The 25,488-nt window shown below is 59.1% G+C and carries 21 protein-coding genes and 3 tRNA genes; 9 read left to right on the forward strand and 15 right to left on the reverse strand.

Features of this window, described 5'->3' with window-relative positions:
• Positions 1 to 60 precede the first annotated feature (60 nt).
• The 7 genes from J0W34_RS11725 to J0W34_RS11755 all read right to left on the reverse strand — a co-directional run bounded on the left by J0W34_RS11725 (position 61) and on the right by J0W34_RS11755 (position 8,150).
• Complete coding sequence (locus tag J0W34_RS11725; protein ID WP_230968918.1) at positions 61 to 1,503, reverse strand: FAD-binding oxidoreductase; 1,443 nt, start codon at positions 1,501 to 1,503, stop codon at positions 61 to 63.
• Positions 1,490 to 2,437 (reverse strand): patatin-like phospholipase RssA, encoded by a 948-nt coding sequence (gene rssA, locus J0W34_RS11730; RefSeq protein WP_230968919.1) that lies wholly within the window; start codon positions 2,435 to 2,437, stop codon positions 1,490 to 1,492. Before rssA ends, J0W34_RS11725 begins: the two co-directional genes overlap by 14 nt.
• A 74-nt stretch (positions 2,438 to 2,511) precedes the next feature.
• Complete coding sequence (gene rimO / locus J0W34_RS11735) at positions 2,512 to 3,843, reverse strand: 30S ribosomal protein S12 methylthiotransferase RimO (RefSeq protein ID WP_230968920.1); 1,332 nt, start codon at positions 3,841 to 3,843, stop codon at positions 2,512 to 2,514.
• Positions 3,844 to 3,874: 31 nt separating this feature from the next.
• Positions 3,875 to 4,450, reverse strand: coding sequence for a polyhydroxyalkanoate synthesis repressor PhaR (gene phaR, locus J0W34_RS11740; protein ID WP_227814351.1), 576 nt, complete (start codon positions 4,448 to 4,450; stop codon positions 3,875 to 3,877).
• Between the two features lie 123 nt (positions 4,451 to 4,573).
• Positions 4,574 to 5,314 carry a beta-ketoacyl-ACP reductase gene (gene phbB, locus J0W34_RS11745; protein WP_227814350.1) on the reverse strand — a complete coding sequence of 247 codons (741 nt, stop codon included), beginning with the start codon at positions 5,312 to 5,314 and terminating at the stop codon, positions 4,574 to 4,576.
• A 290-nt stretch (positions 5,315 to 5,604) separates the two neighbouring features.
• Entirely contained in the window at positions 5,605 to 6,345 is a 741-nt protein-coding gene (gene phbB, locus J0W34_RS11750) for an acetoacetyl-CoA reductase (protein WP_227814349.1), read from the reverse strand.
• A gap of 74 nt (positions 6,346 to 6,419) precedes the next feature.
• On the reverse strand, positions 6,420 to 8,150 hold the full coding sequence (locus tag J0W34_RS11755) for a PHA/PHB synthase family protein (RefSeq protein WP_230968921.1): 1,731 nt from the start codon (positions 8,148 to 8,150) through the stop codon (positions 6,420 to 6,422).
• Positions 8,151 to 8,209: 59 nt separating this feature from the next.
• Here J0W34_RS11755 and J0W34_RS11760 point away from each other — a divergent pair, with 59 nt between their 5' ends.
• Positions 8,210 to 8,428 (forward strand): hypothetical protein, encoded by a 219-nt coding sequence (locus tag J0W34_RS11760; RefSeq protein ID WP_227814347.1) that lies wholly within the window; start codon positions 8,210 to 8,212, stop codon positions 8,426 to 8,428.
• 3 nt (positions 8,429 to 8,431) lie between these two features.
• Here J0W34_RS11760 and pgeF read toward each other — a convergent pair whose 3' ends face one another.
• The gene (pgeF, locus tag J0W34_RS11765; protein ID WP_230968922.1) at positions 8,432 to 9,121 is read right to left on the reverse strand and encodes a peptidoglycan editing factor PgeF; all 690 of its coding nucleotides are present in this window, start codon (positions 9,119 to 9,121) and stop codon (positions 8,432 to 8,434) included.
• A gap of 46 nt (positions 9,122 to 9,167) precedes the next feature.
• A complete protein-coding gene (rluD, locus tag J0W34_RS11770) occupies positions 9,168 to 10,142 on the reverse strand; it encodes a 23S rRNA pseudouridine(1911/1915/1917) synthase RluD (RefSeq protein WP_407941093.1) in 975 nt (324 codons plus the stop codon).
• 11 nt (positions 10,143 to 10,153) lie between these two features.
• Here rluD and J0W34_RS11775 point away from each other — a divergent pair, with 11 nt between their 5' ends.
• Both J0W34_RS11775 and J0W34_RS11780 read left to right on the forward strand, forming a co-directional pair.
• Positions 10,154 to 10,954, forward strand: coding sequence for an outer membrane protein assembly factor BamD (locus tag J0W34_RS11775; RefSeq protein WP_227814345.1), 801 nt, complete (start codon positions 10,154 to 10,156; stop codon positions 10,952 to 10,954).
• Positions 10,955 to 10,984: 30 nt separating this feature from the next.
• Positions 10,985 to 11,506 (forward strand): DUF2946 family protein, encoded by a 522-nt coding sequence (locus tag J0W34_RS11780; RefSeq protein ID WP_230968923.1) that lies wholly within the window; start codon positions 10,985 to 10,987, stop codon positions 11,504 to 11,506.
• On the opposite strand, the gene J0W34_RS11785 is transcribed toward J0W34_RS11780, so the two are convergent.
• The 5 genes from J0W34_RS11785 to J0W34_RS11805 all read right to left on the reverse strand — a co-directional run bounded on the left by J0W34_RS11785 (position 11,507) and on the right by J0W34_RS11805 (position 14,785).
• Entirely contained in the window at positions 11,507 to 12,937 is a 1,431-nt protein-coding gene (locus J0W34_RS11785; protein ID WP_230968924.1) for a mannose-1-phosphate guanylyltransferase/mannose-6-phosphate isomerase, read from the reverse strand.
• 184 nt (positions 12,938 to 13,121) lie between these two features.
• Positions 13,122 to 13,198: transfer RNA gene (locus J0W34_RS11790), tRNA-Arg, on the reverse strand.
• A 76-nt stretch (positions 13,199 to 13,274) separates the two neighbouring features.
• Positions 13,275 to 13,351: transfer RNA gene (locus J0W34_RS11795), tRNA-Arg, on the reverse strand.
• Between the two features lie 60 nt (positions 13,352 to 13,411).
• Positions 13,412 to 13,504 (reverse strand) — tRNA-Ser (locus tag J0W34_RS11800).
• Between the two features lie 51 nt (positions 13,505 to 13,555).
• The gene (locus J0W34_RS11805) at positions 13,556 to 14,785 is read right to left on the reverse strand and encodes an aspartate kinase (protein WP_230968925.1); all 1,230 of its coding nucleotides are present in this window, start codon (positions 14,783 to 14,785) and stop codon (positions 13,556 to 13,558) included.
• Between the two features lie 273 nt (positions 14,786 to 15,058).
• Here J0W34_RS11805 and J0W34_RS11810 point away from each other — a divergent pair, with 273 nt between their 5' ends.
• Complete coding sequence (locus J0W34_RS11810; RefSeq protein WP_227814341.1) at positions 15,059 to 15,358, forward strand: helix-turn-helix domain-containing protein; 300 nt, start codon at positions 15,059 to 15,061, stop codon at positions 15,356 to 15,358.
• Between the two features lie 26 nt (positions 15,359 to 15,384).
• Here J0W34_RS11810 and J0W34_RS11815 read toward each other — a convergent pair whose 3' ends face one another.
• Positions 15,385 to 16,224, reverse strand: a complete 840-nt coding sequence (locus J0W34_RS11815; protein ID WP_230968926.1) for a radical SAM protein — start codon at positions 16,222 to 16,224, stop codon at positions 15,385 to 15,387.
• 82 nt (positions 16,225 to 16,306) lie between these two features.
• Here J0W34_RS11815 and queD point away from each other — a divergent pair, with 82 nt between their 5' ends.
• The 5 genes from queD (at position 16,307) to J0W34_RS11840 (ending at position 25,488) form a co-directional block, all read left to right on the forward strand.
• Entirely contained in the window at positions 16,307 to 16,756 is a 450-nt protein-coding gene (gene queD, locus J0W34_RS11820) for a 6-carboxytetrahydropterin synthase QueD (RefSeq protein WP_230968927.1), read from the forward strand.
• Between the two features lie 211 nt (positions 16,757 to 16,967).
• Positions 16,968 to 18,383, forward strand: a complete 1,416-nt coding sequence (locus J0W34_RS11825; protein ID WP_230968928.1) for a circularly permuted type 2 ATP-grasp protein — start codon at positions 16,968 to 16,970, stop codon at positions 18,381 to 18,383.
• Between the two features lie 31 nt (positions 18,384 to 18,414).
• Positions 18,415 to 19,356, forward strand: a complete 942-nt coding sequence (locus J0W34_RS11830; protein ID WP_227814338.1) for an alpha-E domain-containing protein — start codon at positions 18,415 to 18,417, stop codon at positions 19,354 to 19,356.
• Positions 19,357 to 19,454: 98 nt separating this feature from the next.
• A complete protein-coding gene (locus J0W34_RS11835; RefSeq protein ID WP_230968929.1) occupies positions 19,455 to 22,865 on the forward strand; it encodes a transglutaminase family protein in 3,411 nt (1,136 codons plus the stop codon).
• A gap of 118 nt (positions 22,866 to 22,983) precedes the next feature.
• Positions 22,984 to 25,488 carry a circularly permuted type 2 ATP-grasp protein gene (locus tag J0W34_RS11840; RefSeq protein WP_230968930.1) on the forward strand — a complete coding sequence of 835 codons (2,505 nt, stop codon included), beginning with the start codon at positions 22,984 to 22,986 and terminating at the stop codon, positions 25,486 to 25,488.

A 25,488-nucleotide genomic window follows, 5' to 3' on the forward strand; every position in this document is an offset into this window, starting at 1 on the left:
AAGAGCGCGCATTATAGAAAGCCTTGCCGCCCCTGTAAAGCGTTTTGTGCAACGCAATCGTCACATCCGGGATGTATGCCGTTGACCGGCGACCACCTTGCCCGGATTGAGCAGACCATGGGGGTCTAGAAGATCCTTGATTTTGGAAAGCATTTCCAGTTCGAGCGGGCTCTTGTATCGCTTGATCTCTTCAACCTTCAGTTGTCCCAGACCATGCTCTGCCGAAATTGAACCATCACAGGCGTACACCACATCATGCACCGCACGGTTCAGGGCAGGCGTCGCCTCAATGAGGCGTCGGTTATCGTCAGGATCGACACAAGAGAGGTTGTAATGGAGATTGCCATCGCCCATGTGGCCAAATGCCACAATGCGCACACCTTCAGCAGCGGCAGCCACCGCAGATTCAGCACGCGCAAGAAACTCCGGAATGCGGCTCACGGGCACCGAAATATCATGCTTGATGCTGAAGCCTTCAATTCGTTGTGCTTCTGATATGTTTTCTCTCAGTCCCCATAGGGCCGCCTCCTGCGCCCCGCTCGCCGCGACGATCATGTCTGTCATGAGACCCTGGTCATACGCGCTCATAAGCACATCTTCGAGCCTCTCAGCAAGCGGCGCATCCGGATCAACGTCGGCAACCTCAAGCAGGACAGACCATTCGGTTCTTGATTCGAGGGGCGCCCGTGCACCGGGTATGTGGCGCAGAACCACATCGAGCGCAGCACCACCAATCAACTCAAAGGCGGAAATCCGTTCTCCAAAGCGCCGGCGCAGTGCATCGAGCAATGAAAGCGCAGCGTCCGGCGAAGGCATCTGGGCCCAGGCGACCGCACGAACGGCCGGCCGTGGAACCATCTTGAGCACGGCAGCCGTCACGATGCCAAGCGTACCTTCTGCACCAATAAACAGGTGCTTGAGATCGTAGCCCGTATTGTCCTTGTGAAGTCGGCGCAAACCATCCCAAACACGACCGTCTGCCAGCACCACTTCGAGCCCGAGGACCAACTGACGCGTGTTGCCATAACGCAGCACGTGAACACCGCCAGCATTGGTCGATATATTGCCGCCGATCTGACAGCTACCCTCCGAGGCCAGCGACAAAGGGAAAAGGCAGTCGTGGTCTTCGGCTGCCGCCTGGACCTCGGCGAGCGTGCAACCAGCCTCGACAGTAATCGTTCGATCAAGCGGGTCCACATGGCGGATTCGTCTCATGCGCTTGAGGCTGAGCACGATCGACCCGTCACTCGAAACAGGGGTTGCACCACCGCACAGCCCGGTGTTTCCACCCTGCGGCACAACGGTGACGCCATGATCCGCGCACAGCGCAAGCACGGCGGAGACCTCTGCCGTGCTTGCGGGCAAGACGACAGCAACACCGTCGCCCCGGTAGCGGCCGCGCCAATCCTCGCAGTACGCCGCCATTTCGTGATGACTCGTAAGCACATGCGACGAACCCACCACCTGCGTCAGCGCTTCAATAAACAGCTTATTCGTGCTCATCACCCTGCTCCCGTCCCAAGGCATAGCGGATGGCTGGCATGACGCGCGCGACAGCCGCCTCACCCTCGGCAATGGCCTCTGCGGCTCGGTGATAGTCCATCGGACCAAGCTGCCCAACCCTGGGACATATGTTGACGTCAGACGGATCACCCGCCATGCGGCTGCGTGCGATCCGCACCTGCATGACATTGATCGTCGTATTGAGCACATCGATCATCGACGGAAGGGGTTGAACCTCCTCCTTCGCACCGTTCTTGAGACCAAGTCGCTCAAGAAGCCGGTCTGCCCAGCTTTTCTCCGCTTCTTCTTCACTCAGATCAGTGATCGGTTTGTGGAGTCGCCTGCGCGCCCGGCCCACAATGTCCGAGCCCAGATCAACGGACAACACGACATCGGCGCCCATGGCACGACACAAAGAGACAGGCACCGGGTTGACCAGCCCACCGTCGACAAGGACACGCCCATCCCGAATCACCGGCGCAAACAGGCCGGGCAAGGCAATCGAGGCGCGCACTGCCTTCGCGACACTACCCTCGCGAAACCAGATCTCTCGCCCTGTCTGAAGTTCGGTAGCAACACAACCAAAAGGCAGCAGGGTCTCAGAAAAATCCATGTCGACGAATTCGCGTTCGAAATGGGCGATGATTTTATCCCCCTTGATCAATCCCCCACGAAAGCTCACATCGAGAAACGACACTACCGTTTGCCAACCCAGCTTTTCAATCCAGGCACTGAGCTTGTCGAAGTTGCCTGTCGCGAGTGCTGCGCCGACAAAGGCGCCAATTGAGCAACCGGCGACGACATCCGGCTTGATCCCCTCGTCGCGCAACGCTCGGATCACACCGATGTGCGCCCAGCCTCGAGCCGCTCCGCTGCCCAGCGCAAGCCCGATCTTCATTCCATCGCCGCTGCCTTTAGGCGAGATTTCGTGCATATCGCAATTCCAAAATAAAAACGGATGGCGGGTTGCCCCTGCCATCCGTGATGATCGCACAGCGCGACAACCCGTCAGACTCTGTCGTCAATCAGCTCTGCGTACAAATCGTGAACGTCGCAATCAGTGACGCGAACGCGAGCGAACTCACCGATTTCAAGTGATTGCCCGCCCGGAATGATGACCAACCCGTCAATATCGGGTGCATCACCTTCTGAACGCGCAACCGCCCCGTCCTCGTCGATGTCATCAACCAGCACGGTAAGCTCTTGACCAATCTTCCTTTCCAGGCGTTGGGTGCTGATGTCTTCCTGAAAGGCCATCAGACGAGCGCGACGATTTTCCCGCACTTCGTCCGGCACCGCCTCGGCCAGCGTATTGGCGACAGCGCCATCGACCGGCGAATACGCAAACGCGCCCACGCGGTCCAGCTCTGCCTGCTCAAGGAAACGAAGTAGAGCTTCGAAATCGCCCTCCGTCTCCCCCGGGAATCCGGTGATGAAGGTTGATCGAATCGTCAGTTCCGGACAAATGCTGCGCCACTTTCGAACACGCTCGAGCACGTTCTCGGCGCTCGCAGGCCGCTTCATCATCTTGAGAATGCGGGGACTCGCATGCTGAAAAGGAACATCAAGGTACGGCAGGATCTTGCCTTCTGCCATCAACGGAATCAGATCGTCCACACTCGGGTACGGATACACGTAGTGCAGCCGGACCCAGATACCCAGTTCTCCGAGCGCCTTCGACAGTTCGAGCAGACGGGTCTTGACCGGCTTGCCTCCCCAGAATCCGGTGCGATACTTGACATCGACACCGTAGGCGCTCGTATCTTGAGACACGACCAATAGTTCTTTGACGCCGGCGTCCGCCAGCTTTTCAGCCTCAGCCATGATGTCCCCGATCGGACGACTGACCAGGTCGCCACGCATCGAGGGAATGATGCAGAAAGTGCACCGATGGTTGCAGCCTTCAGAGATCTTCAGATACGCGTAGTGTCGCGGCGTCAGGCGAATGCCCTGCGGCGGGACGAGATCAGTGAAGGGGTCGTGAGGCTTTGGCACATGGGTATGAATTGCGCCCATGACTTCGTCCGTCGCGTGAGGGCCAGTGACGGCAAGCACGTCCGGATACGCTTCGCGAATCATGTCGGCTTTGGCGCCAAGACAGCCGGTCACGACAACGCGCCCGTTTTCTGCCATGGCCTCGCCAATCGCATCGAGTGACTCCTCGACAGCGTCATCGACGAAACCGCAGGTGTTGATCACGACAAGATCAGCACCATCGTATTCAGGGGAAATTTCGTATCCCTCAGCACGCAGGCGCGTGAGGATGTGCTCGGAATCAACGGTTGCTTTGGGGCACCCCAGCGACACGAACCCCACTTTTGGTGCGCTGCTCTGATTCATTTGCAGCACACCAAAAGATTAAACATGCTTGTCACTTCTTGCCGGACCCCTGTTTGTCGGTTGTATCCATCGCCCCGTAATTGGGGAACTGAAATCCGGAGAACAGATTACGGGTCTGACTTTCCATCTGATCCTGCATCTGTGTGAGCATCTTTTTGCTCTGTTCCATGTAGGCACCCATCATGCTCTGCATGGCAGGCCCCTGGAAATTCAGGAACTGCGCCCACAGATCCTGACTGATCGGGCTGTTCTCACCGTAGATGGAACGCGCCTGATCCTGCAGCTTCTGCTGCATGTCGGTGAACGCCTTGATGTTGTTTTCCAGATACTTGCCCATCATGCCCTGCATGGCATTGCCATAGAACCGGATCATATGAGCCAGGAGGTCGCTGGTGAACATCGGCGCGCCGCCTGCTTCTTCTTCCAGGATGATCTGCAGCAGAATGCTGCGGGTCAGGTCTTCGCCGGATTTGGCGTCCACGACCTGAAACTCGTCGTTAGCCAACACAAGGTCTTTGACGTCGGCCAGCGTGATGTACGAACTGGTGCGGGTGTCATACAGCCGTCGGTTCGGGTACTTCTTGATGAGTCTTGCTTGATCGGGCATTACCTTGGTCTCCACAAGGCGGATAGAGCTTCCGCTTCGTATTGCATTGTACCGCAGTGCGCAAAGAAAAACCCCGTCTAATGACGGGGCTTTTTCGTGATCGATTTCGCAGCGCGAGGTAGATCACTGCATGTACAGACCACCGTTGATGTTGATCGTGGCACCTGTGATGTAACCGGCCAGATCAGATGCAAGATACGCGCAGAGGCCGCCGATCTCTTCCGGCTTGCCCAGACGCTTCATGGGCACCGTATCGGTAATGGCTTGGCGAATGTCGTCACGAATGGCCATCACCATGTCAGTGGCAATGTAACCCGGGGCAATTGCGTTGACCGTCACGCCCTTGGTCGCCAGTTCCTGGGCCAGAGCCTTGGTAAAACCAATCACGCCTGCTTTGGCTGCAGAGTAGTTGGTCTGGCCTGCCTGCCCCTTCACGCCATTGACTGACGAGATGTTGATGATGCGACCAAAACCGCGCTCAGCCATCTTGGCCGAGACTTGATGGGTCACATTAAAGAGGCTGTCCATATTGGTGGCCATGACAGCTTTCCATTGAGCCACTTCCATCTTCGGAAAGAATTTGTCGCGAGTGATGCCGGCATTGTTCACCAGAATGTCGATCGGACCGACTTCGGCTTCGGCCTTTTCAACCATGGCCTTGCAGGACTCATAGTCGGAAACGTCGCCCTCGGCAGCCATGAACTTGAAACCCAGCTCTTCTTGCTTGGCGAGCCACTCGTCTTTCTGCTCGAAACCCGGCAGACAGTTGGCCAGTACGGTGTAGCCGTCCTTGGCGAAGGCCTGGCAAATCGCAGTACCCAGACCGCCCATGGCGCCCGTGACCAGTGCAACTTTAGTCGTCATTGTCGATACCTCTCAAAGTTTCCTCAGGGATCCACAGCACGCTCTTGCCGTATCAGACAGGCAATAGGCGACTGAGGTTGATGTTTGCCGACCAAACCCTGGGCCATCTTCCCCCCTTAGATCGCCGGCTAACAGCTCATTGACGGAGCCGGAATTCGCAGCTGTTTGCGGCAGCGCACGCAACTCCACGTCAGATTATAAGGGTACTTTGGCACAATTTATTGCGTTGCAGCAAATCAGGTCAAAAAAAACGGCGCACCAAAGTGCGCCGTTTTCTGTCCGTATGACGATCAGAACATGTGTTGCCCGCCGTTGATGGAGATGTTGGCCCCCGTCACGAACGCTGCCTCTTCAGAGGACAGGTAAGCAACCAGACCCGCAATCTCTTCAGGCTTGCCAAGACGATTGACCGGAATCTGAGGCAGGATCTTGCTATCAAGAATTTCCTGCGGGATCGCCATGACCATCTTTGTACCGATGTATCCCGGCGAGATGGTATTGACAGTCACCCCACTGCGGGCGACTTCAAGCGCCAACGCCTTGGTGAAACCGTGCATGCCAGCCTTCGCGGCAGAGTAATTGGTCTGACCGAAAGCACCTTTCTGACCGTTCACCGATGACACGTTGATGATCCGACCCCACTTGCGCTCGACCATGCCATCCACAACCTGCTTGGTCATGTTGAACACGCTATCGAGGTTGGTACTGATCACGGCATCCCAGTCCGCCTTGGTCATCTTCTTGAACGTCATGTCACGCGTGATACCAGCGTTATTGACGAGCACATCAACAGGACCTGCCGAGCTTTCGACTTCCTTGACACATTCCGCAGCGGAATCGAAATCAGACACGTCGCACGGTACACCTTTGAAACCGTAGCCCATGTTGTTCATGGTTTGCAGCCAGTCATCGGCCTTGCTGTTACCGGGCGAATGAGTCGTGATGACCTTGTACCCCAGCGCCGCCAGCTTGATGCAGATGGCCTCCCCCAGGCCACCCATACCACCAGTCACGAGTGCAATTCTTGCCATTGTCTTCTCCTCTCTCCTCGTCTTTGAGGGTGCTTGATAGCCCTGCCGGCCCCCTCAAGCCAGCAGGCCCGAAATCATGACTTTCCCGCCCTCTCCTTCACGTAGCGACCGGGTGCCGGCTCGGTCGGCTCATACGTTGTACTACCAAGCCGACCACGCGCAGCGATGGCTTTGCCAGAGCGCGGTTTGAGCCACTCGATCCAGTCCAGCCACCAGCTGCCCGGACGCTCTTCTGCCGTTTCGAGCCACTCCTCCGCATGCGACGGATTGGCAGTGGACACCCAATAGCTACGTCGATTCTTGCTCGCCGGATTGATTGCCCCGGCAATATGGCCGCTGGCACCAAGCACGAAGGTGGTTTCGCCGCCGAGCAAGCGGCGTGCAAGATAGGCGCTTTCCCAGGGAACAATGTGGTCTTCGCGTGTGGCAAGCAAATATGCGGGCATGTCGACCTTGCCCAGATCGACTTTCTGCCCGAGCATTTTCAGCCGCCCCGGAATCCGCAGGTTGTTCTCCAGGTACATGTTGCGAAGGTACCAGCACAGGAACGGACCCGGCAGGTTGGTACTGTCGGAATTCCAGTACAGCAGGTCAAACGCCGCTGGTTTGTCACCCTTCAGGTAATTCCCCACGACGTATTGCCAGACGAGGTCATTCGCCCTGAGCGCAGAAAAGGTGTTGGCCAGCTCTTGCCCCGGAAGCAAGCCACCTTTGCCGATGGTCGCCTCGCGAGTGGCAACGCTTGTTTCGTCGACGAGGCACCCGAGCTCACCCGCGTCCGAGAAATCGAGCAATGTGGTCATGAGCGTGAGGCTTTCGACCGGATCTTCGCCTCGCGCCCTGGCCACTGCGAGCGCCGAGGTCAGAAGCGTTCCGCCCACACAGAAACCCAGCACATTGAGCTTCTTCACACGGGTGACACTTCGAACGATCTCAAGCGCTGTCAGTGGCCCCTTATCGAGGTAATCGTCCCAGGTCGTCTTGGATTCGCTTTGCTGCGGGTTCTTCCAGGAGACCAGGAAAACCGTGACACCCTGCTCGACAATGAACCGAACCAGGGAGTTATGCGCCTGCAAGTCCATGATGTAGAACTTGTTGATGCACGGCGGAACGATCAGCAGCGGCTTTTGCGCCACCTTGTCTGTCAGTGGCGCGTACTGGATGAGCTGCATCAGCTCGTTTTCATAGATGACCGCACCCGGGGTGGTCGCCAGGTTGCGGCCCACCTCAAAGGCATCGTCGTCGGTCATTGAAATGCGGCCCTTCTCCAGATCCTTGAGGAGGTTCTGGATTCCGCGGGTAATGCTTTCGCCTTTGGTATCGAGCGCGGTCTTGATGAATTCGGGATTCGTGGCCGCGAAGTTGCTCGGCGACAGGGCATCAATATACTGACGCGTGAGGAACTGCACTCGCGCTTTCATACGCCCGTCTTCGAGTGGCGCTTCGCTCGCAACGCGGTTCATGAATTCTGCGTTGAGCAGGTAGGCCTGACGAAGATAGTCGTACACCGGACTCTCAGCCCAGGCATCGTCGTTGAAACGTCGATCTCCTCTTTGAGGAGCCACCAAGGGCTCGCCCTTGGTATCGTTTCGCTGCAACATGTGAGACCAGAGCTCGGCGTGCCGTTGCGCGTATTCCCGCTGCAGTTCGACGAGCGTGCCACCATCAGGCACGGGCGCTGCCGCGCCCTGCTGCATGCCGGCCGCCTGCTTGCCGACAAACTCAAAAAACTGACGGGTGAATTGCTCACCCATCTGCATCAGTTCCTGCGCTCCCGGGAACGCAGCCCCGTTGTGATCCGACATCCCTGCTCCTCGTCAGCCGCCATCCTCCGGTGACCCGCCGTCAGCGGTACCATAGCGCCATGTACATCATTGCAGTTGCCTGGCTCTATGTCGCACTTCTGGCGGCCGTCACCGACGAGACCATCGTCGGTGGCGTGCTGACCTTTGTTTTCTATGGCTTGTTTCCGCTCGCCCTGTTTCTTTGGTTGTTCGGCACCCCGGCACGTCACCGCCGCCGGAAGGCACTGGAAAGCGAAATCAGCAAACAGGATGGCGACAATTCAGACAAGAATCAATAGGCATCAGCCTCTCGTGGCCTCGGCCAGCCAGATCATCGCCACCATCCGCCCTGTGGCGCCATCACGTCGATAAGAGTAAAACCGCTCAGGCTCACTGTACGTGCAAAGCCCGCCGCCGTAGATGGATCGCACGCCGACGCGACTCAAGCGCGAGTGGGCAATGGCATACAGATCGGCCATCCATTTCCCCTCCTTCGGCCCGCTCCTGAACGCAGACGCGATGTCGGGATCACGCCCCACAAACGCAGATCGCACGTCGTCACCCACCTCGAAGGCCGCCGGCCCGATCGCCGCGCCAAGCCACGCAATGACCTGATCGGCAGACACGCCCATCGCCTTCACGGTGGATTCGAGCACACCATCGCACAAACCCCGCCAGCCAGCATGGGCGGCGGCAACCACCTCGCCACTGGAAGTGGTCAGCAGTACAGGCAGACAGTCGGCGGTCATCACGGCGCATGCCAGCTTCGGCGTCCGACTCACGGCAGCATCGGCGATCACCCCATCCGTTGATGTTTCGGCATCGACAACCTCGACACCGTGCACCTGCTTGAGCCATCGCGGTCGTGCGTCGGTGGCACTCGCCAACAGCGCTCGATTGTTCGCGACCGCGTCGGGATTGTCACCCACGTGATCACCCACGTTAAACCCGTCGTATGGCGCAGACGACGCCCCGCCGACGCGCGTAGTCATGAGCGCCCGGACGTGCGCTGGCGCCGGCCAATCAGGAATGATGGCGTCAACCTGCATTGAAGGTATTGCCCGAGTCGAGCAAACGAAGCAACTGGGCAAAATCCTCCGGCACGTCGGCTGACCAGCTCATGCTTTGCTCGCTGAGGGGATGATTCAGGCCGAGACGGCGCGCGTGAAGCGCCTGACGGGGAAAGTTCATGAGTACCTCATTTGAACAGCGCCGCTTGCCATAGACCTGGTCGCCAATCAGCGGGTGCCCCAAATGCGCCATATGAACGCGAATCTGGTGCGTGCGTCCGGTCTCCAGGCGACAGGTAAGCAAGGTACATTCAACGTAGTGACGATCGACGAAATAATGCGTCACAGCCTCTCGCCCCGACGGAATGACAGCCATTTTTGTTCGCTGAGACGGGTGCCGTCCGATGGGAGCATCAACAACGCCGTCCGTCACCACATCACCGTGCGCCAGGGCGGCATACTCGCGACTGACCGTACGCGCCTGAAGCTGGCGTACCAGATGGGTCTGTGCCGACAGGGTGCGCGCAACCACCATGAGGCCACTCGTCTCCTTATCGAGCCGATGAACGATACCCGCGCGAGGCACGCCCGCCAGCGCTGGGTCGTGATGAAGCAAGCCGTTGAGCAAGGTGCCCGACCAGTTGCCACTGGCCGGATGCACCACAAGCCCCGCCGGCTTGTTGATGACGATGATCGCTTCATCCTCGAACACGACGTCGAGCGGAATGTTCTCTGCCTCGTAGGGCATCTGGTCGGGGTCGGGCGACATGTCGAGCCGCAATCGCTCCCCACCGAGCACCTTGTGTTTTGGTACGACAGTCTGACCGTCGACCAGCACGCGACCGGACTTGATCCAGCCTTGAAGCCGGTTTCGAGACAGATCCGGATAGAGTTGAGCCAGCACCTGATCGAGACGCTTGCCGGCCAGCACATCCGGTACGATTGCCTCTTCATCAAAGTCTGCCTCGGCAGCCTCTGCGCTATAATCCGCGCGATCGATCACGGAACCTCACAATGGCAAAAATCATCGCACGTAGTTTAGCTGCATTCGCAATCGCCCTGCTGGTCGGCTGCAGCAGCACTCCTTCGGATTACGACGAAACCGCAGGCTGGAGCGCTCAGCGCATCTACAGCGAAGCGAAGGATGAACTTGCCGGCGGCGCCTTTGAGCGGGCCATTCAGCTGTTCGAAAAGCTCGAAGCACGCTATCCCTATGGCCGCTATGCGCAGCAGGCTCAGCTCGATGTCGCCTACGCCTACTACAAGTCGAGCGAACCCGCGTCAGCGATCGCGGCGTGTGATCGCTTCATCAAGCTGCACCCGAATCACCCCAACGTCGACTACGCCTACTATTTGAAGGGGCTGGTGTACTTCAATGAAGATCTCGGGCTGGTCGGGACGCTGGCCAATCAGGATCTGAGCGAACGCGATCCCAAAGCGTCCCAGCAGGCATTCGACACTTTTCGCGAGCTGGTGACACGCTATCCTGAAAGCCGCTATGCGGAGGACAGTCAGCAGCGCTTGCGCTATCTGTTCAACTCACTGGCCGCCCATGAGGTTCATGTCGCCCGCTTCTATTTCAAGCGTGGCGCCTTTCTCGCTTCGGCAAACCGTGCTCAATCCGCAATTACCAACTACCCGGGCGCACCTGCAACCGAAGAAGCGCTCTACCTGCTTGGTCAAGCCTATGACGCGCTCGACATGAAGCCGCTGGCGGACGATGCCCGCCGGGTGCTCAAGACCACCTTCCCCCAGAGCACCTATCTGGCCGGCAACGCGGACGAGGATAATGATCCCTGGTGGCGCTTGTGGTAAGTGTGAGTCTCACCACCGTATCGAATCGGCATGGATGAAATCGTCCAGGCCGCAATGAAAAAATGGCCGGATGTCCCGGCCGTTTTTCATTGGCTATCGCTCGACGGCAGAGGTCGATGGCGCCTGAAAGGTGAGGTCGTTTCGAACCCCACCATGATTGCGTTTCTCAACCGCAACTACGACCATGACGGAAACGGTCGCTGGTTCGTACAAAACGGGCCACAGCGCGTGTTTGTCTCGCTGGAAGCCGCACCATGGATCGTTCATATTGAAGATGCTTTGCTGGTGACACAAACCGGCAAAACCGTTCAGCCGCGGAAGTTCCTGATCGACGAAGACGGTCATCTCTACGCTGACACTGCGTCAGGGCTGGCGAAAATCGATGATCGAGAGCTCTCCCGCCTGTCCGACTCGATATTTGAGACAGCCCCTGATCGACTCGCCCTCCGATTCTCGGGGTATCAATGGCCAATCGAGACGGTCTCGCGCAGGGACCTCCCGCGCGTGTTCGGCTTCGATCCAGATCCCTGCACCGAAGCCCCGGAGGCTTAATCAGCCGCGTCCATAAGTGTCCTCGAATCGGACGATGTCATCTTCACCAAGATATCCCCCGGACTGGACCTCGATCATCTCGAGCGGCAACTTGCCCGGATTCTCAAGACGATGGACTGTCCCGAGCGGGATATACGTTGACTGATTTTCGGACAACATCAGCGTTTCTTCGCCGCGGGTCACCATTGCGGTACCACTCACCACAATCCAGTGCTCAGCTCGATGGTGATGCATCTGGAGACTCAGCGACGCGCCCGGATTGACCACAATACGCTTGACCTGGAATCGTGGGCCGGCATCGATGGAGTCGTAATAACCCCAAGGGCGATAGATCTTGCGGTGCGCCGACGCTTCGCTACGTGCGCCTTGTTTCAGACGACTGACCAGCTTTTTCACATCCTGCGTGCAGCGCTTGTCAGCGACCATGACCGCGTCGGGTGTCTCAACCACAACGACGTCCTTGATACCAAGGCACGTTACCAACCGGTCACTGGCAAAAACCAGGTTGCCTTCAGCCCCTTCAAACATCACGTCACCACGGGCGACGTTGCCGTTCTCGTCCTTCTCGGCCACATCCCAGAGCGCATCCCATGCACCCAGATCAGACCACCCTGCCGAAAGCGGCACCACCACCCCGGCGATGCCCAAGTCACGCCTTTCCGCCAGATGCTCCATCACGGCGTAGTCAATAGAATCGGATGGACACGCGTCGAACGCCACCCGGTCAATACGCACAAAATCCGCGTCGCGGGAGGTTTCTGCAACCGCGTTGCGGCAACTATCGGCCATCTCTGGCTGAAGCATTGCGATTGCCTTCAACCAGACCGTCGCGCGGACCATGAAGATGCCGCTGTTCCAGAGATAGTCCCCGCTATCCACATAGCGCTGGGCTGTATCAGCGTCCGGCTTTTCGACAAACGCAGCAATCTCCCGAACCCCGGGCGCCGCTTCGCCACCACAACGGATATAGCCATAACCCGTTTCAGGCCGTTCAGGCACGATACCAAACGTCACCATGGCGCCATCAGCCGCCATGGCAGCGCCCGTCGTAACCGCCGCCTGAAATGCCCCACGGTCGCGAATGACGTGATCGGCGGGCATGACGAGCAAGATCGGATCCGCATCTTCAGCCATCAAGGCTGCAAGGGTGAGTGCTGGTGCGGTGTTGCGGCCAAAAGGCTCCAGAACGATACGATCACCCGGTACACCACAAGTGCGCATCTGCTCAGCCGTTATGAAACGGTATTCCTCGTTGCAGACGACCACGGGCGCTGTCACCTCCCCATCAAACTCGGCCATACGCTTTGCGGTGCATTGCAACATGGTCTCGTCACCGTCCAGTGCAAGCAACTGTTTAGGATATTGCTCGCGGGAAAGCGGCCACAGCCGCGTGCCGGAACCGCCGGAAAGAATGACCGGTTGAATCGCCATAAGTGACTCCAGTGTAGATTTCAGGAGCACCTTAACGGTGCACTGCAAAAATGATAACGGATTATCGATGAAGGCGCTGTGACCGCACTGATTCACCAAGTTTCTCAGGTTCGCACCAACGACGCCATGACGTCTTCGGCGAACCCAAAGAAAAAGGGATCGCAATTGCGATCCCTTTTTTGACTGGCGCGCTCGGCAGGATTCGAACCCACGACCCCCTGGTTCGTAGCCAGGTACTCTATCCAACTGAGCTACGAGCGCTTTGACCACGACCTCCGCTTTTTAGAGCGAAGATCAAAAAAAGCCGCGCAAAAATCGCGACTTTTCGTAATGCTGTTGGCGCGCTCGGCAGGATTCGAACCCACGACCCCCTGGTTCGTAGCCAGGTACTCTATCCAACTGAGCTACGAGCGCAACCTAAACAACGATTATAGCTTTTTTATTACATTCAGCAAAGCCCTAATCGCTGGTATGTGGCGGAGACGGAGGGATTCGAACCCTCGATACCGGTTTTGCCGGTATGCTCCCTTAGCAGGGGAGTGCCTTCGACCTCTCGGCCACGTCTCCGTACCACAGGGCCGCGATAATACTGATTTCGCGCCCCTTGGTCAAACCCTATCAAGCAGCTTGTTCATCAAGGCCGAAAGCCTTGTGCAGAACACGTACAGCCAACTCGAGATACTTCTCGTCAATAACGACGGAAATCTTGATTTCCGAGGTCGAGATCATCTGGATATTGATCCCCTCCTCAGCCAGGGTTCTGAACATCTTCGAGGCGACACCCGGGTGCGAGCGCATGCCCACACCAACGATCGACACCTTTGCCATGCTCTTGTCGCCTTCGATGCTGCGCGCGCCGATGTGCTCGCGAGAGGACTCGAGAACAGCGACCGCCTTGTCGTAATCGCCTCGGCTGACGGTGCAGGAAAAGTCCGTCAGGCCATCATGACCAACGTTCTGGATGATCATGTCGACGTCGATATTCGCATCCGCAATCGGCCCCAGAATCTGGTAGGCGATTCCGGGCTTGTCGGGCACACCCAGCACGGTGAGCTTGGCTTCGTCACGATTGAAGGCGATGCCGGAGATGATCGGCTGTTCCATAGTGTCTTCTTCCTCAACGGTAATCAGTGTGCCCTCACCGCCATCCTCGAAACTGGACAGCACGCGGAGCTTGACCTTGTATTTGCCTGCGAATTCGACGGAGCGGATCTGCAAGACCTTAGACCCCAGGCTCGCCATTTCGAGCATTTCCTCGAAGGTCACCTTGTCCAGCTTGCGCGCCTCCGGCACGACACGCGGGTCCGTCGTGTAGACACCATCAACATCGGTGTAGATCTGGCATTCATCCGCCTGCAGTGCAGCGGCCAGCGCAACGGCGGTGGTATCGGAACCACCACGTCCCAGCGTCGTGATGTTGCCGCTTTCATCCACCCCCTGAAAACCCGCAACAACGACCACATTGCCGGCATCGAGATCACGGCGCATGTTCGCCTCATCAATACTGAGGATGCGTGCCTTCGTATGCGAGCTGTCCGTCAGGATGCGCACCTGCCCGCCGGTATAACTTTTGGCACCCACACTGGCTTCGTGAAGTGCCATGCAAAGCAGACCGATCGTGACTTGCTCTCCGGTGGAGACAACAACGTCGAGCTCTCGTGGTGTCGGGTTGGCGGAGATCTCTTTGGTCAAACCGATAAGTCGGTTGGTTTCCCCGCTCATGGCGGAAACCACGACCACGACTTGATGCCCCTGCTCCCGGAAGCGGGCGATGCGGCTGGCCACGTTCTTGATACGCTCGGGCGTACCGACTGAGGTGCCACCATATTTCTGGACTATGAGTGCCATAGGTATTCCTGATGATCTTGTCCGACGAACGGCGTGTAAAACCGGCTATTGTACCGAAACCCGCACGGTTGATGGCGGTCTCAGAAAGTGGTGCGGGAAAACCCTCACCACATATTTATTGCAGGTAAGTGAACGATCGTGAAAAAATGCTTGTGTTATTTCAAATGACTTGCATATACTTTGATCACGGTATGACCAAAGTTATATACCTTCAAGAAAAGTCAGGACTTGAGCATACCCTCGTAAGATAAGCAATGCGGAGAGGAAATCAGCATGAAAAGCACCGATAAGAAGGTTGACGTTCGAGAGATTCGTCGCAAGCTGGGTCTGAATCAGTCCCAATTCTGGTCCCAGATCGGCGTAACCCAAAGTGGTGGTTCGCGTTACGAGAGTGGCCGCAACATCCCACGCCCCGTTCAGGCTCTGCTGCGTCTGGTTCATATCGAACAGGTCGACATCAGCAAGGTCAAGCGCGAGGACATTGAAGTATCCGAGTATCTGAAAAAGAACGATCCGGATATGTTCAAAGCACTAAAGAAGGAAGCACGCGCTTCACGCAAGACGAGCAAGTAATATCGCTCTCCGTGTTGAGCGCGCAATCAGGGGCTGACGCGAACCGTCAGCCCTTGTTCTTTGATGCGGTCGCCATATTCCTGCAGTTGCGCCTCAGACAGCGGCGTCACCCGCTCAGCCTCCGGTTGCATTGATTCCCGCGCGACACCATAGAGCAACACGCCGCTCAGGCGATCCACACCGGCCGCATCAAGACAGCGCAGATAGGCATCGATCTGAGCCTCCGTCGGCGGCACACCATCCCAGGCGAACAAACAGGTCTGAACCCACGTCGGACAGAGTTCGGCGCACCGGGCCAGCGAACGACTGACTTTGTCAGCGTCGAGCGATACGCCGTTGATGCGTTCGATGTCGTCAGCGCGCCCTGCATCGACCTTGAACCAAACCTCCCCGCCCGCTTTTGCCAATACCTTGAGCCCATGCTGGACTGCGGGCCTGTGAACCAGACTGCCATTGGTGATGAGACGTACAGGCAGATTGTGCAATCCAGCCTCATCGCGCAACCGGACAACACGCTCGACAATGCGATCGAAATGCGGCGCACTTGTCGGCTCCCCGTTACCCGAAAAGGCAATATCCTGAATGCGGCGCAAGCCTTCCGGTACGTGGCGCTCCAGATAGTCGCCTGTCGTCAAGGCGAGAAGGAAGGATTGCAATTCCTCTTCCAGCAGGACTTCATCAATCTCGGGAGCCGCCCCCCGCGTCAGATTCGGCACCTGGCAATACACGCAATGCCAGTTACATGCGTTGTTCGGATTCAGATTGATGCCGATCGACACGCCACCGGCCCGTCGCGAGAGTACGGGATAGACATAGGTCATCCCGGCGAAGTCCCGCCGATGATCCGTCACTTTCAATACCTTCATTGCTCCACTCTCTGTTGCGCCGGCCCGCTGTGAGTCGGGAACCGGATGATATAATCCGCCTCCCTTCAATCGAGACGCCCCGATGCGCATCACCCGTCGACTCGAATTCGATGCTGGACACCGGATTCCCGATCATGCCAGCCAATGCAAACATCTGCATGGCCATCGGTACGTGCTTGAAATATCCCTGACCGGCGACATCATCCAGAAGGCCGGCGACCCGGCCAACGGCATGGTGATGGATTTTGGCGAGATCAAGCACATTGCCAAGCGTGAGCTCGTCGACCACTGGGATCATGCATTCCTCGCGTACCGGCACGACACCCCCATCGTCAACTTTCTGGCAAGTCTGCCTGATCATAAGACCGTATTGCTCGACGCAGTTCCGACAGCAGAAAATCTGGCGCTCATCGCGTTCCGCATTCTCGACGCGCACTACACCGATTCTTTCGGCAACCATCTCCGGCTCGAACGGGTACGCCTGTTCGAGACGCCCAACTGCTGGGCAGACTTCACCCGGGACATGCTTTAAGGCACGCACCGTTTACACGCGCGTCCGCAGAGCCGCCCGCACCAAAATGGGGCAATTCTGCCCCTAATTTCTCCTGCAGCATGATCAAAAGATGCTTCCGCCACGATTCCGACCTGGCACGGAGCATGCGTAAGCCTTGTCGGGCGAAGCAATATCGCCCTCGGGAACTTCAAGACCCCGAATACAGCAATTCGAACAAGGCAGAGAAACCATGGGCGCATCTTTCTACAACGAAATGCACGCGGCCGACGGCAGCGTAAGACCGCATTACGACTGTTTTGCCAATTGGCTCAAGAGCACGCCGAGCGAGCGAATCGACCGCCGACGCGCAGAGGCCGACATGGCCTTCCACCGGGTGGGAATTACCTTCGCCGTCTATGGAGAAGATGAAGGCACCGAACGGTTGATTCCGTTCGACATCGTGCCGCGCATCATTCCATCGGCAGAATGGAAAGCCCTCGCGGCGGGATTGAAGCAGCGCGTGAAGGCACTCAACGCTTTCCTTCATGACATCTACCATGATCAGGCCATACTTGCGGAAGGACGCATTCCCGCAGATCAGGTACTCAAGAACGGTCAGTTCAGACCCGAAATGCTGGGTGTCGACGTCCCGGGCGGCATCTACGCCCACATCGCCGGTGTCGATGTGGTTCGCGCGGGCGAAGGTGAGTTCTATGTTCTGGAAGACAACCTGAGAGTCCCCTCCGGGGTGTCTTACATGATCGAAGACCGCAAGATGATGATGCGGCTCTTTCCGGAATTGTTCGCACGGCACAAGATTGCACCCGTACTGCATTATCCAGACCTGCTTTTCGACAGCCTCAATTCGGTGGCACCACTTGGCGTCGAAAACCCGACCGTGGCCGTCCTGACGCCGGGCGCACTGAACAGCGCCTACTTCGAACACACCTATCTGGCGCAACAGATGGGCGTTCAGTTGGTCGAGGGCCGAGACCTGTTCGTCCACGACGACACCGTCTGGATGCGCACCACCCAGGGACCGAAGCGCGTCGATGTCATCTATCGCCGAGTGGATGACGATTTCCTCGATCCACGGGCTTTCCGCAAGGACTCGATGCTTGGCGTCCCCGGACTGCTCGATGCCTACAAAGCCGGTCGCGTGACGCTCGCCAACGCGATTGGCACCGGCGTGGCCGACGACAAGTCGATCTACCCGTTCGTCCCCGACATGATCCGCTTCTATCTGGGTGAGGAGCCGCTGCTCAGCAATGTGCCGACCTATGTCTGCCGCGAACCCGATGACCTGGCCTACACGCTCGCTCACCTGCCCGAACTCGTGGTGAAAGAGGTTCATGGCGCCGGCGGTTACGGCATGCTCGTCGGCCCGGCATCCACCAAGGCCGAAATCGAAGCGTTCCGCAAACAGTTGCAGGCCCATCCCGAACGCTACATTGCCCAGCCCACGCTCTCGTTGTCCAACTGCCCCACCTTTGTTGAATCCGGTATTGCACCTCGGCATATTGATCTGCGGCCTTTCGTTCTCTCGGGCGAGGAGGTTCGCATGGTGCCGGGCGGCCTGACCCGAGTGGCCCTGCGCGAAGGCTCGCTGGTGGTCAATTCGTCCCAGGGCGGTGGTACCAAGGACACCTGGGTCCTCGAAGACTGAGCAACCATTCGACTACGCAGAAAGGATCAATATGCTGAGCCGCACAGCCGACCATCTGTACTGGATGGCCCGCTATATCGAACGCGCCGAATGTCTGGCACGCTTGCTCGACGTGACATGGCAAATGTCGCTTGTCCCCCAATCCACCGAAGTGGCCGACCAGAACTGGCGGGCCATCATTTCGCTCAATAGTCTGGAAGAGCCGTTTTTCGAGCGCTTCGACGAAGCCAACGCAAACAGCGTTCTGAGGTTCATGCTCACCGACATGAGCAACCCCGCGTCGGTCTACAACTGCCTTCGAATGTGCAGGGAAAACGCCCGCGCCGTGCGCGACACCATCACCGCAGACATGTGGGAGACCTTCAACACGTCCTGGCTCGAGCTTCAGACCCACCGATTCGATTCGGTGCTGTCAGACCCGGCCGAGTTTTTCGAATGGGTCAAACTGCGCTCGTCGCTGGTTCGTGGCGCCACGCTGGGCACCATGCTCCAGGACGAGGCCTACAACTTCATCCGTCTGGGTACGGTGCTCGAGCGCGCCGACAATACAGCCCGAATACTGGACGTCAAATACCACGGGATGCAACCCGGGCAGCGCGAAGGAACCACCGATTTCTACCAATGGGGCGCCCTGCTCCGGTCGGTGTCTGCCTTCGAGGTGTATCGCAAGACGTATCGCTCGGTCATCAGCCCTTCGAAGATCGCTGAATTACTGATTCTTCACCCGAGCATGCCCCGCTCACTCAACTTCTGCATGCGTGCCGTTGTCAAAAGTCTTGAACTGGTGGCAAATGAACAGTCAGGTGAGACACAGCGACGCGCCGGCAAGCTGTACAGTGAGGTCAGATATGGCCGCATCGACGACATTCTGAGCCGGGGCCTGCACGTTTTTCTGACCGACTTCATGTCGCGAATCGAAGATCTCGGTGACCGAATTCACTGCGACTTCCTTGAAACCTCTATCGCCGCATGAGGCTCTGATGCCGGGTTTTTCCGGATGTCGATCACGTTCGTCATCAACTCGGCGTTAGAATCCATGCTGTACCGCACCATATCCTTCCGGAGCTTATCGTGTCGATCCACGTCGCCCTCAATCACGTTACCGAGTACAGCTACGACCGACTGGTTGAACTCGGCCCTCAGGTTGTCCGCCTACGGCCCTGCCCCCATTCGCGCACGCCGATCCGCTCCTACAGTCTGAAAGTCACACCGGGCAACCACTTCATCAACTGGCAGCAGGATCCCCAGGCCAACTGGCTGGCGCGCCTGGCTTTCCCTGAGAAGACCGACAAGCTGCGCATCGAGGTGGATCTGGTCGCCGAAATGTCGGTGATCAACCCGTTCGATTTCTTCCTGGATGAATACGCAGACAAGATTCCCTTCGAGTACGAGGCATGGCAGCGTCACGAACTGACGCCCTACATGTACAAGCTGCCCCTGCTCGATGGCAGCGCGCCACTATTCGAGGCCTACCTCAAGGGCATTGATCTCACACCCAAGCGCAGCGTCGATTTCCTGGTCGAACTCAACCAGCGTCTGGAACAGCACATCGACTACACGATCCGCATGGAACCGGGCGTTCAGACGCCCGAAGAAACGCTGAAGAAGCGCAGCGGTTCGTGCCGCGACACGTCCTGGCTGCTGGTGCAACTGTGCCGCCATATCGGCCTTGCTGCCCGTTTTGTTTCAGGCTACCTGATCCAGCTCACAGCCGATGTAAAGGCACTTGATGGCCCCCAGGGGACTGACCACGACTTTACCGACCTGCATGCATGGTGCGAGGTGTACCTCCCGGGTGCCGGCTGGGTCGGGCTGGACCCCACCTCCGGCCTGTTTGCGGGCGAAGGCCACATTCCGCTGGCGTGCACGCCCGAGCCGGCCTCTGCCGCCCCGATCACCGGCGGCGTCAGCAAGAGTGAGGTCGAATTCGGCCACGCCATGTCGGTCACCCGTATCTTCGAAGCGCCGCGCGTCACCAAGCCATACTCCGATGAGCAATGGGCCGACATCGAGGCCCTGGGTCATCAGGTGGACGCCGACCTCAATGCCATGGACGTGCGCCTCACCATGGGGGGCGAGCCTACCTTCGTGGCGTCGGATGACCCCGACGGCGCCGAATGGAATACCGAAGCGATGGGTCCGACCAAGCGTCTGCGCGCAGCAGACCTTTACCATCGCCTCAAGGACAAGTACGCCCCCTTCGGTCTGGCTCACTTCGGCCAGGGCAAATGGTATCCGGGCGAGCAACTGCCACGCTGGGCACTGAACTGCTTCTGGCGACACGACGGCGAACCGATGTGGAAAAACCCGGCGCTACTCGCGGACGAAAAGAAAGACTACGGCGTGACCGAAGCCGATGCCGACAGGTTGCTGCAACGCATTGCGCAGTTCCTCGGCCTTGATCCGCAGTTTGTCTTCGCCGGCTACGAAGACGTCTTCTATTACATGTGGCGCGAGCGCCGCCTGCCCGGCAACGTCGATCCGTTCGACTCGCGGGTGGACGATCCGCTCGAACGCAAGCGCCTGATGAAGGTGTTCGATCAGGGTTTCAAGAACCCGACCGGCCATATCTTCCCGATCATGAAGAACGCCGCCGGCCAGTGGGAGACCGGCCCGTGGTTCCTGCGTGCCGAACGCTGCTACCTCATCCCGGGCGATTCGCCACTGGGCTACCGTCTCCCGCTCGACTCCCAGCCGTGGGTCACTGAAGGCGAATACCCCTGGATTCATCAACCCGACCCCATGGACAGCCCGAAGCCGCTGGCATCTCACGCTCAGATCCGGGCCCAGTTGCGCGACGATTTCGGCGCCGAGTATTACGCGCCGGCCGGCATGCCCGACAGCGCGGGCTCCGGCATGTCCGGTATGCATGGCCAGGAGGCCAACGCACTCAAACGTGGCGAGGCCGAAGGCATGGGCAGCGCGCAGCACCTCTCGGCCGCCCGTCCGGCGCCGGGCCAGTCGGCTCACTGGATTACCCGCTACGCCATCTGCGCCGAGTCACGCAAGGGCGTGATGTATGTCTTCATGCCGCCGACGGGCAGCCTGGATGATTATCTGGAACTGGTCGCTGCGGTGGAAGCTGCGGCAGAAGATCTGGACATTCCGGTCATCCTCGAGGGCTACGCACCACCGAGCGACCCGCGCATCAACCACTTCAGCGTCACACCGGATCCGGGCGTGATCGAGGTCAACATCCACCCCTCCTCCCGCTGGGACGAGCTCGTCGACAAGACCACCCACCTGTATGAGTCGGCCCACATGTGCCGCCTGACGAGCGAAAAATTCATGCTTGACGGGCGTCACTCCGGCACCGGCGGCGGTAACCATTTCGTGCTTGGCGGACGCACGCCGGCGGATTCACCCTTCCTGCGTCGCCCCGATCTGCTCGCCAGCCTGATTACCTACTGGCACAACCATCCGAGTCTGTCGTACCTGTTCTCCGGTCTGTTCATCGGGCCGTCCAGCCAGGCGCCACGGGTGGATGAGGCGCGCAATGACACCCTCTACGAGCTCGAAATCGCCATGCGCCAGATGCCGGAACCCGGCAGCTACGCGCCGCCCTGGCAGATCGACCGCTTGCTGCGAAACCTGCTCATCGACATGACCGGCAATACGCACCGGGCCGAGTTCTGTATCGACAAGCTGTACTCTCCCGACGGCCCGGCAGGTCGCCATGGCCTTGTGGAGCTGCGGGCGTTTGAAATGCCGCCGCATTCGCGCATGAGTCTCGCTCAGCAACTGCTGCTGCGGGCCATGGTCGCGCGTTTCTGGGACACACCCTATCGTCCAGAGCGCCTGGCGCGATGGGGTACCGAACTGCACGATCGCTTCATGTTGCCGCATCACGTTGAGCAGGACTTCCGCGACGTCATCGAAGAACTCAACGCCTTTGGCTACCCGTTCGAATTCGAGTGGTTCGCGCCGCACTTCGCCTTCCGCTTCCCGATCCACGGCGAGTTCATCAGCCGCGGCATCAAGGTGGAACTGCGCAATGCGCTTGAACCCTGGCATGTCATGGGTGAAGAAGGCGCCATCGGCGGCACCGTGCGCTATGTGGATTCGTCACTCGAGCGCCTTGAAGTCAAGGTCACCGGCATGGCCCCGGACCGTTATCAGCTCACCTGCAACGGCGTCCCGGTGCCGCTCCAGCCGACCGGTGTGGTTGGTGAATTCGTCGCCGGGGTGCGCTACCGCGCCTGGCAACCGGCTTCATGCCTCCAGCCCCTCATCGGCGTCCATGTCCCGCTGGTGTTCGATCTGGTGGACACCTGGTCGAGTCGCTCGCTCGGCGGCGCGCAATATCATGTTGCCCACCCCGGCGGCGTGAATTTCGAGCGCTTCCCGGTCAATGCCTACGAGGCCGAGAGCCGCCGCCGCTCGCGCTTCTTCAACTTCGGCCACACACCGGGTCGGGTGACACCTGCCAAGGTGACGGTGAACAAGGAGCATCCCTTCACCCTCGACCTGCGCCGACCGTAATCAAGCCGTGTCGAGATCGAAATATCGATCCCGACACGGCTGATTGCACTGGTTCAAGGTAACATCTATTCCCCTGCGCCCAATGGTGGGCCCGGGGGAATCCCCTCCGCGCAGGCAAATGGCAAGAACGCTTCTCTCGATATATTCGCATCCGCCCAATCGTTTCGACGAAATGATGGCGCCGGATGGTGTCATTCGTCCCCAGTGGAGGGAGCTGTTCGATCATCTCGACACGGCCTCACCCGAGGGCATGCGTCAGCGTATCGAATTCGCCGAACGCTGCATCCTGGAGGACGGGGTCGCCTACAACGTCTATGGTGATCCGGACGGCCAGGACCGCCCCTGGGCGCTCGACCCGATTCCCTACGTCATGTCCGCGGACGAATGGCGTTATCTCGAAGCCGGCATCGCTCAGCGCGCACGCGTGCTCAATGCCCTGCTCGCCGATCTTTATGGTGAGCAAAAGCTCCTCGCCAAAGGCCTGATCCCGCCGGCGCTGGTCTTCGGCCAGCATGGCTATCTCTGGCCGTGTCTCGGCACCCAACCGCCGGGGGGGGTCTTCCTGCACCAGTATGCGGTCGATCTGGCGCGGTCTCCCGACGGTCAATGGTGGGTCATTGCCGATCGCACGCAGACCCCGACCGGATCCGGCTACGCGCTGGAGAATCGTGTCATTGTCTCGCGTGTTTTCCCGCGCCTGTTCCGGGACATGCGAGTTCACCGGCTGGCGAGCTTCTTTGCCGAATTGCAATCAGGCCTGGAACGGCTGGCGCCCGTCGACCCGGGCGAGCGGCCACTGGTCGTGGTGCTCACCCCCGGCCCCTTCAACGCCACCTTCTTCGAGCACGCCTATCTTTCGCGGTATCTGGGCTTCCCCCTCGTCGAGGGACAAGACCTCACGGTGCGTGGCGACACGGTCTACCTCAAGACACTCAACGGTTTGCAACGGGTGCATGCGATCATGCGCCGGGTCAACGACGACTACTGCGATCCGATGGAATTGCGCGGGGATTCCGCCCTCGGCGTCCCCGGGCTCATGGGCGCGGTTCGCGCAGGGCGCGTCTTTCTGAGCAACGCGCTGGGCTCCGGCCTGCTGGGCTCTTCGGCCATGATGGGTTTCCTGCCGGCCGTGGCCAAGGACATGCTGGGAGAAGAACTCTCGCTGCCTTCCGTGGCTACCTGGTGGTGTGGCGAAGCTCCGGCCCTCGACTACGCCATGGAAAATCTGGATGCGCTGGTGCTCAAGCCGGCCTATCCCACGATGCGCATGGAGCCCGTTTTCGGTCATGCCCTTCGCGGCAAGGAGCGTGCAGAGATGGAAGCCCGCGTGCGTTCGCGGCCTCACGCCTACGTGGCTCAGGAGTGGGTGCGACTGTCACAGACACCGGTCTGGAGTCGGGCCCACGAGCGCCGCCTGCTCGCCCGCAACGTCGGCTTGCGCATGTACGCTGTGGCCACGCCCGATGGCTACAAGGTCATGCCGGGCGGCCTGGCGCGTGTGGCCGGCAGCTCCAATGCGCTGGTGCTGTCGATGCAGCGCGGCGGTTCGGCCAAGGACATCTGGGTCCGCGCCGAGGGCGCTGTCGACCCGTTCAGCCTCCTCAAGAAAACGGTCACGGTCAGCGATCTGGTGCGCAGCGGCAGCAACCTGTCCTCGCGCGTGGTCGAGAACCTGTTCTGGCTGGCCCGCTACAGCGAACGGATCGATCTCACGGCACGTGTGCTGCGCGTGTGCGTCTCCCAGCACATTGAAAACGGCGGCGACATTACCCCGTCGCAGGAAGCCCTGCTCGATATTGCACGGCGAGTGCGCATCCTGCCAACACACGACCCCGAACAGAACGACACCAACGCAAGCATTGAAGCTGACCTGATGGGCGGCGTGTATGGGCCCGATACCGACAACAGCGTCGCCGACATTTCGCGTCGCCTTCAGTGGTCGGCCGCTCAAGTGCGCGAGCGCCTGTCGCTCGACCATTGGCACTCGCTCAACCGCTTGCAGCGCGATGTCAATATCCGGCGCCCGGTGCGACCGGAACTGGGCGACATGGTCAGCCTGCTGGATCGGGTGCTCCAGGTGTCCTCCTCGCTCACCGGCTTCTCGCTCGACAACATGACGCGCGATTCGGGCTGGCGCTTCCACGTCATTGGCCGTCGTATCGAGCGTCTGGCGTTCCTGTGCGAGGCACTCGGCAGCTTCCTGAGCCAGCATCTTGAACGGGACAGCGACAATCTCGAGTGGCTGCTGCAGGTCACCGACAGCATCATCACCTATCGCTCCCGCTACGCGCGCACGCCAGAGGTCTTGTCCGTGGTGGATCTGGTGATCATGGACGAGAGCAACCCGCACGGCGTAATTTTTCAGGTCGTCGAAGTCCTCTCCGACCTGGCCGCGCTGGATGACGAACTGGGTGATCTGCCGATCATGGATCTGCGACGCGTCGCTCATGCCTTGCGCACCTTCGACCTTAGCCGCTTCGAGTCGCGCCCGCGACAGGCAGCAACACAGATGGCCGAAGTGCTGAGCACCCTCACAAGCGAAGCCCACCTGCTGTCCGACCGTATTGCCAGCCGCTTCTTCACGCATACCGATGGCGTCAGTCACCTGATGCTTGCGAGTTGA

Source organism: Nitrogeniibacter aestuarii, from assembly GCF_017309585.1.
Taxonomy (GTDB): Bacteria; Pseudomonadota; Gammaproteobacteria; order Burkholderiales; family Rhodocyclaceae; genus Nitrogeniibacter; species Nitrogeniibacter aestuarii.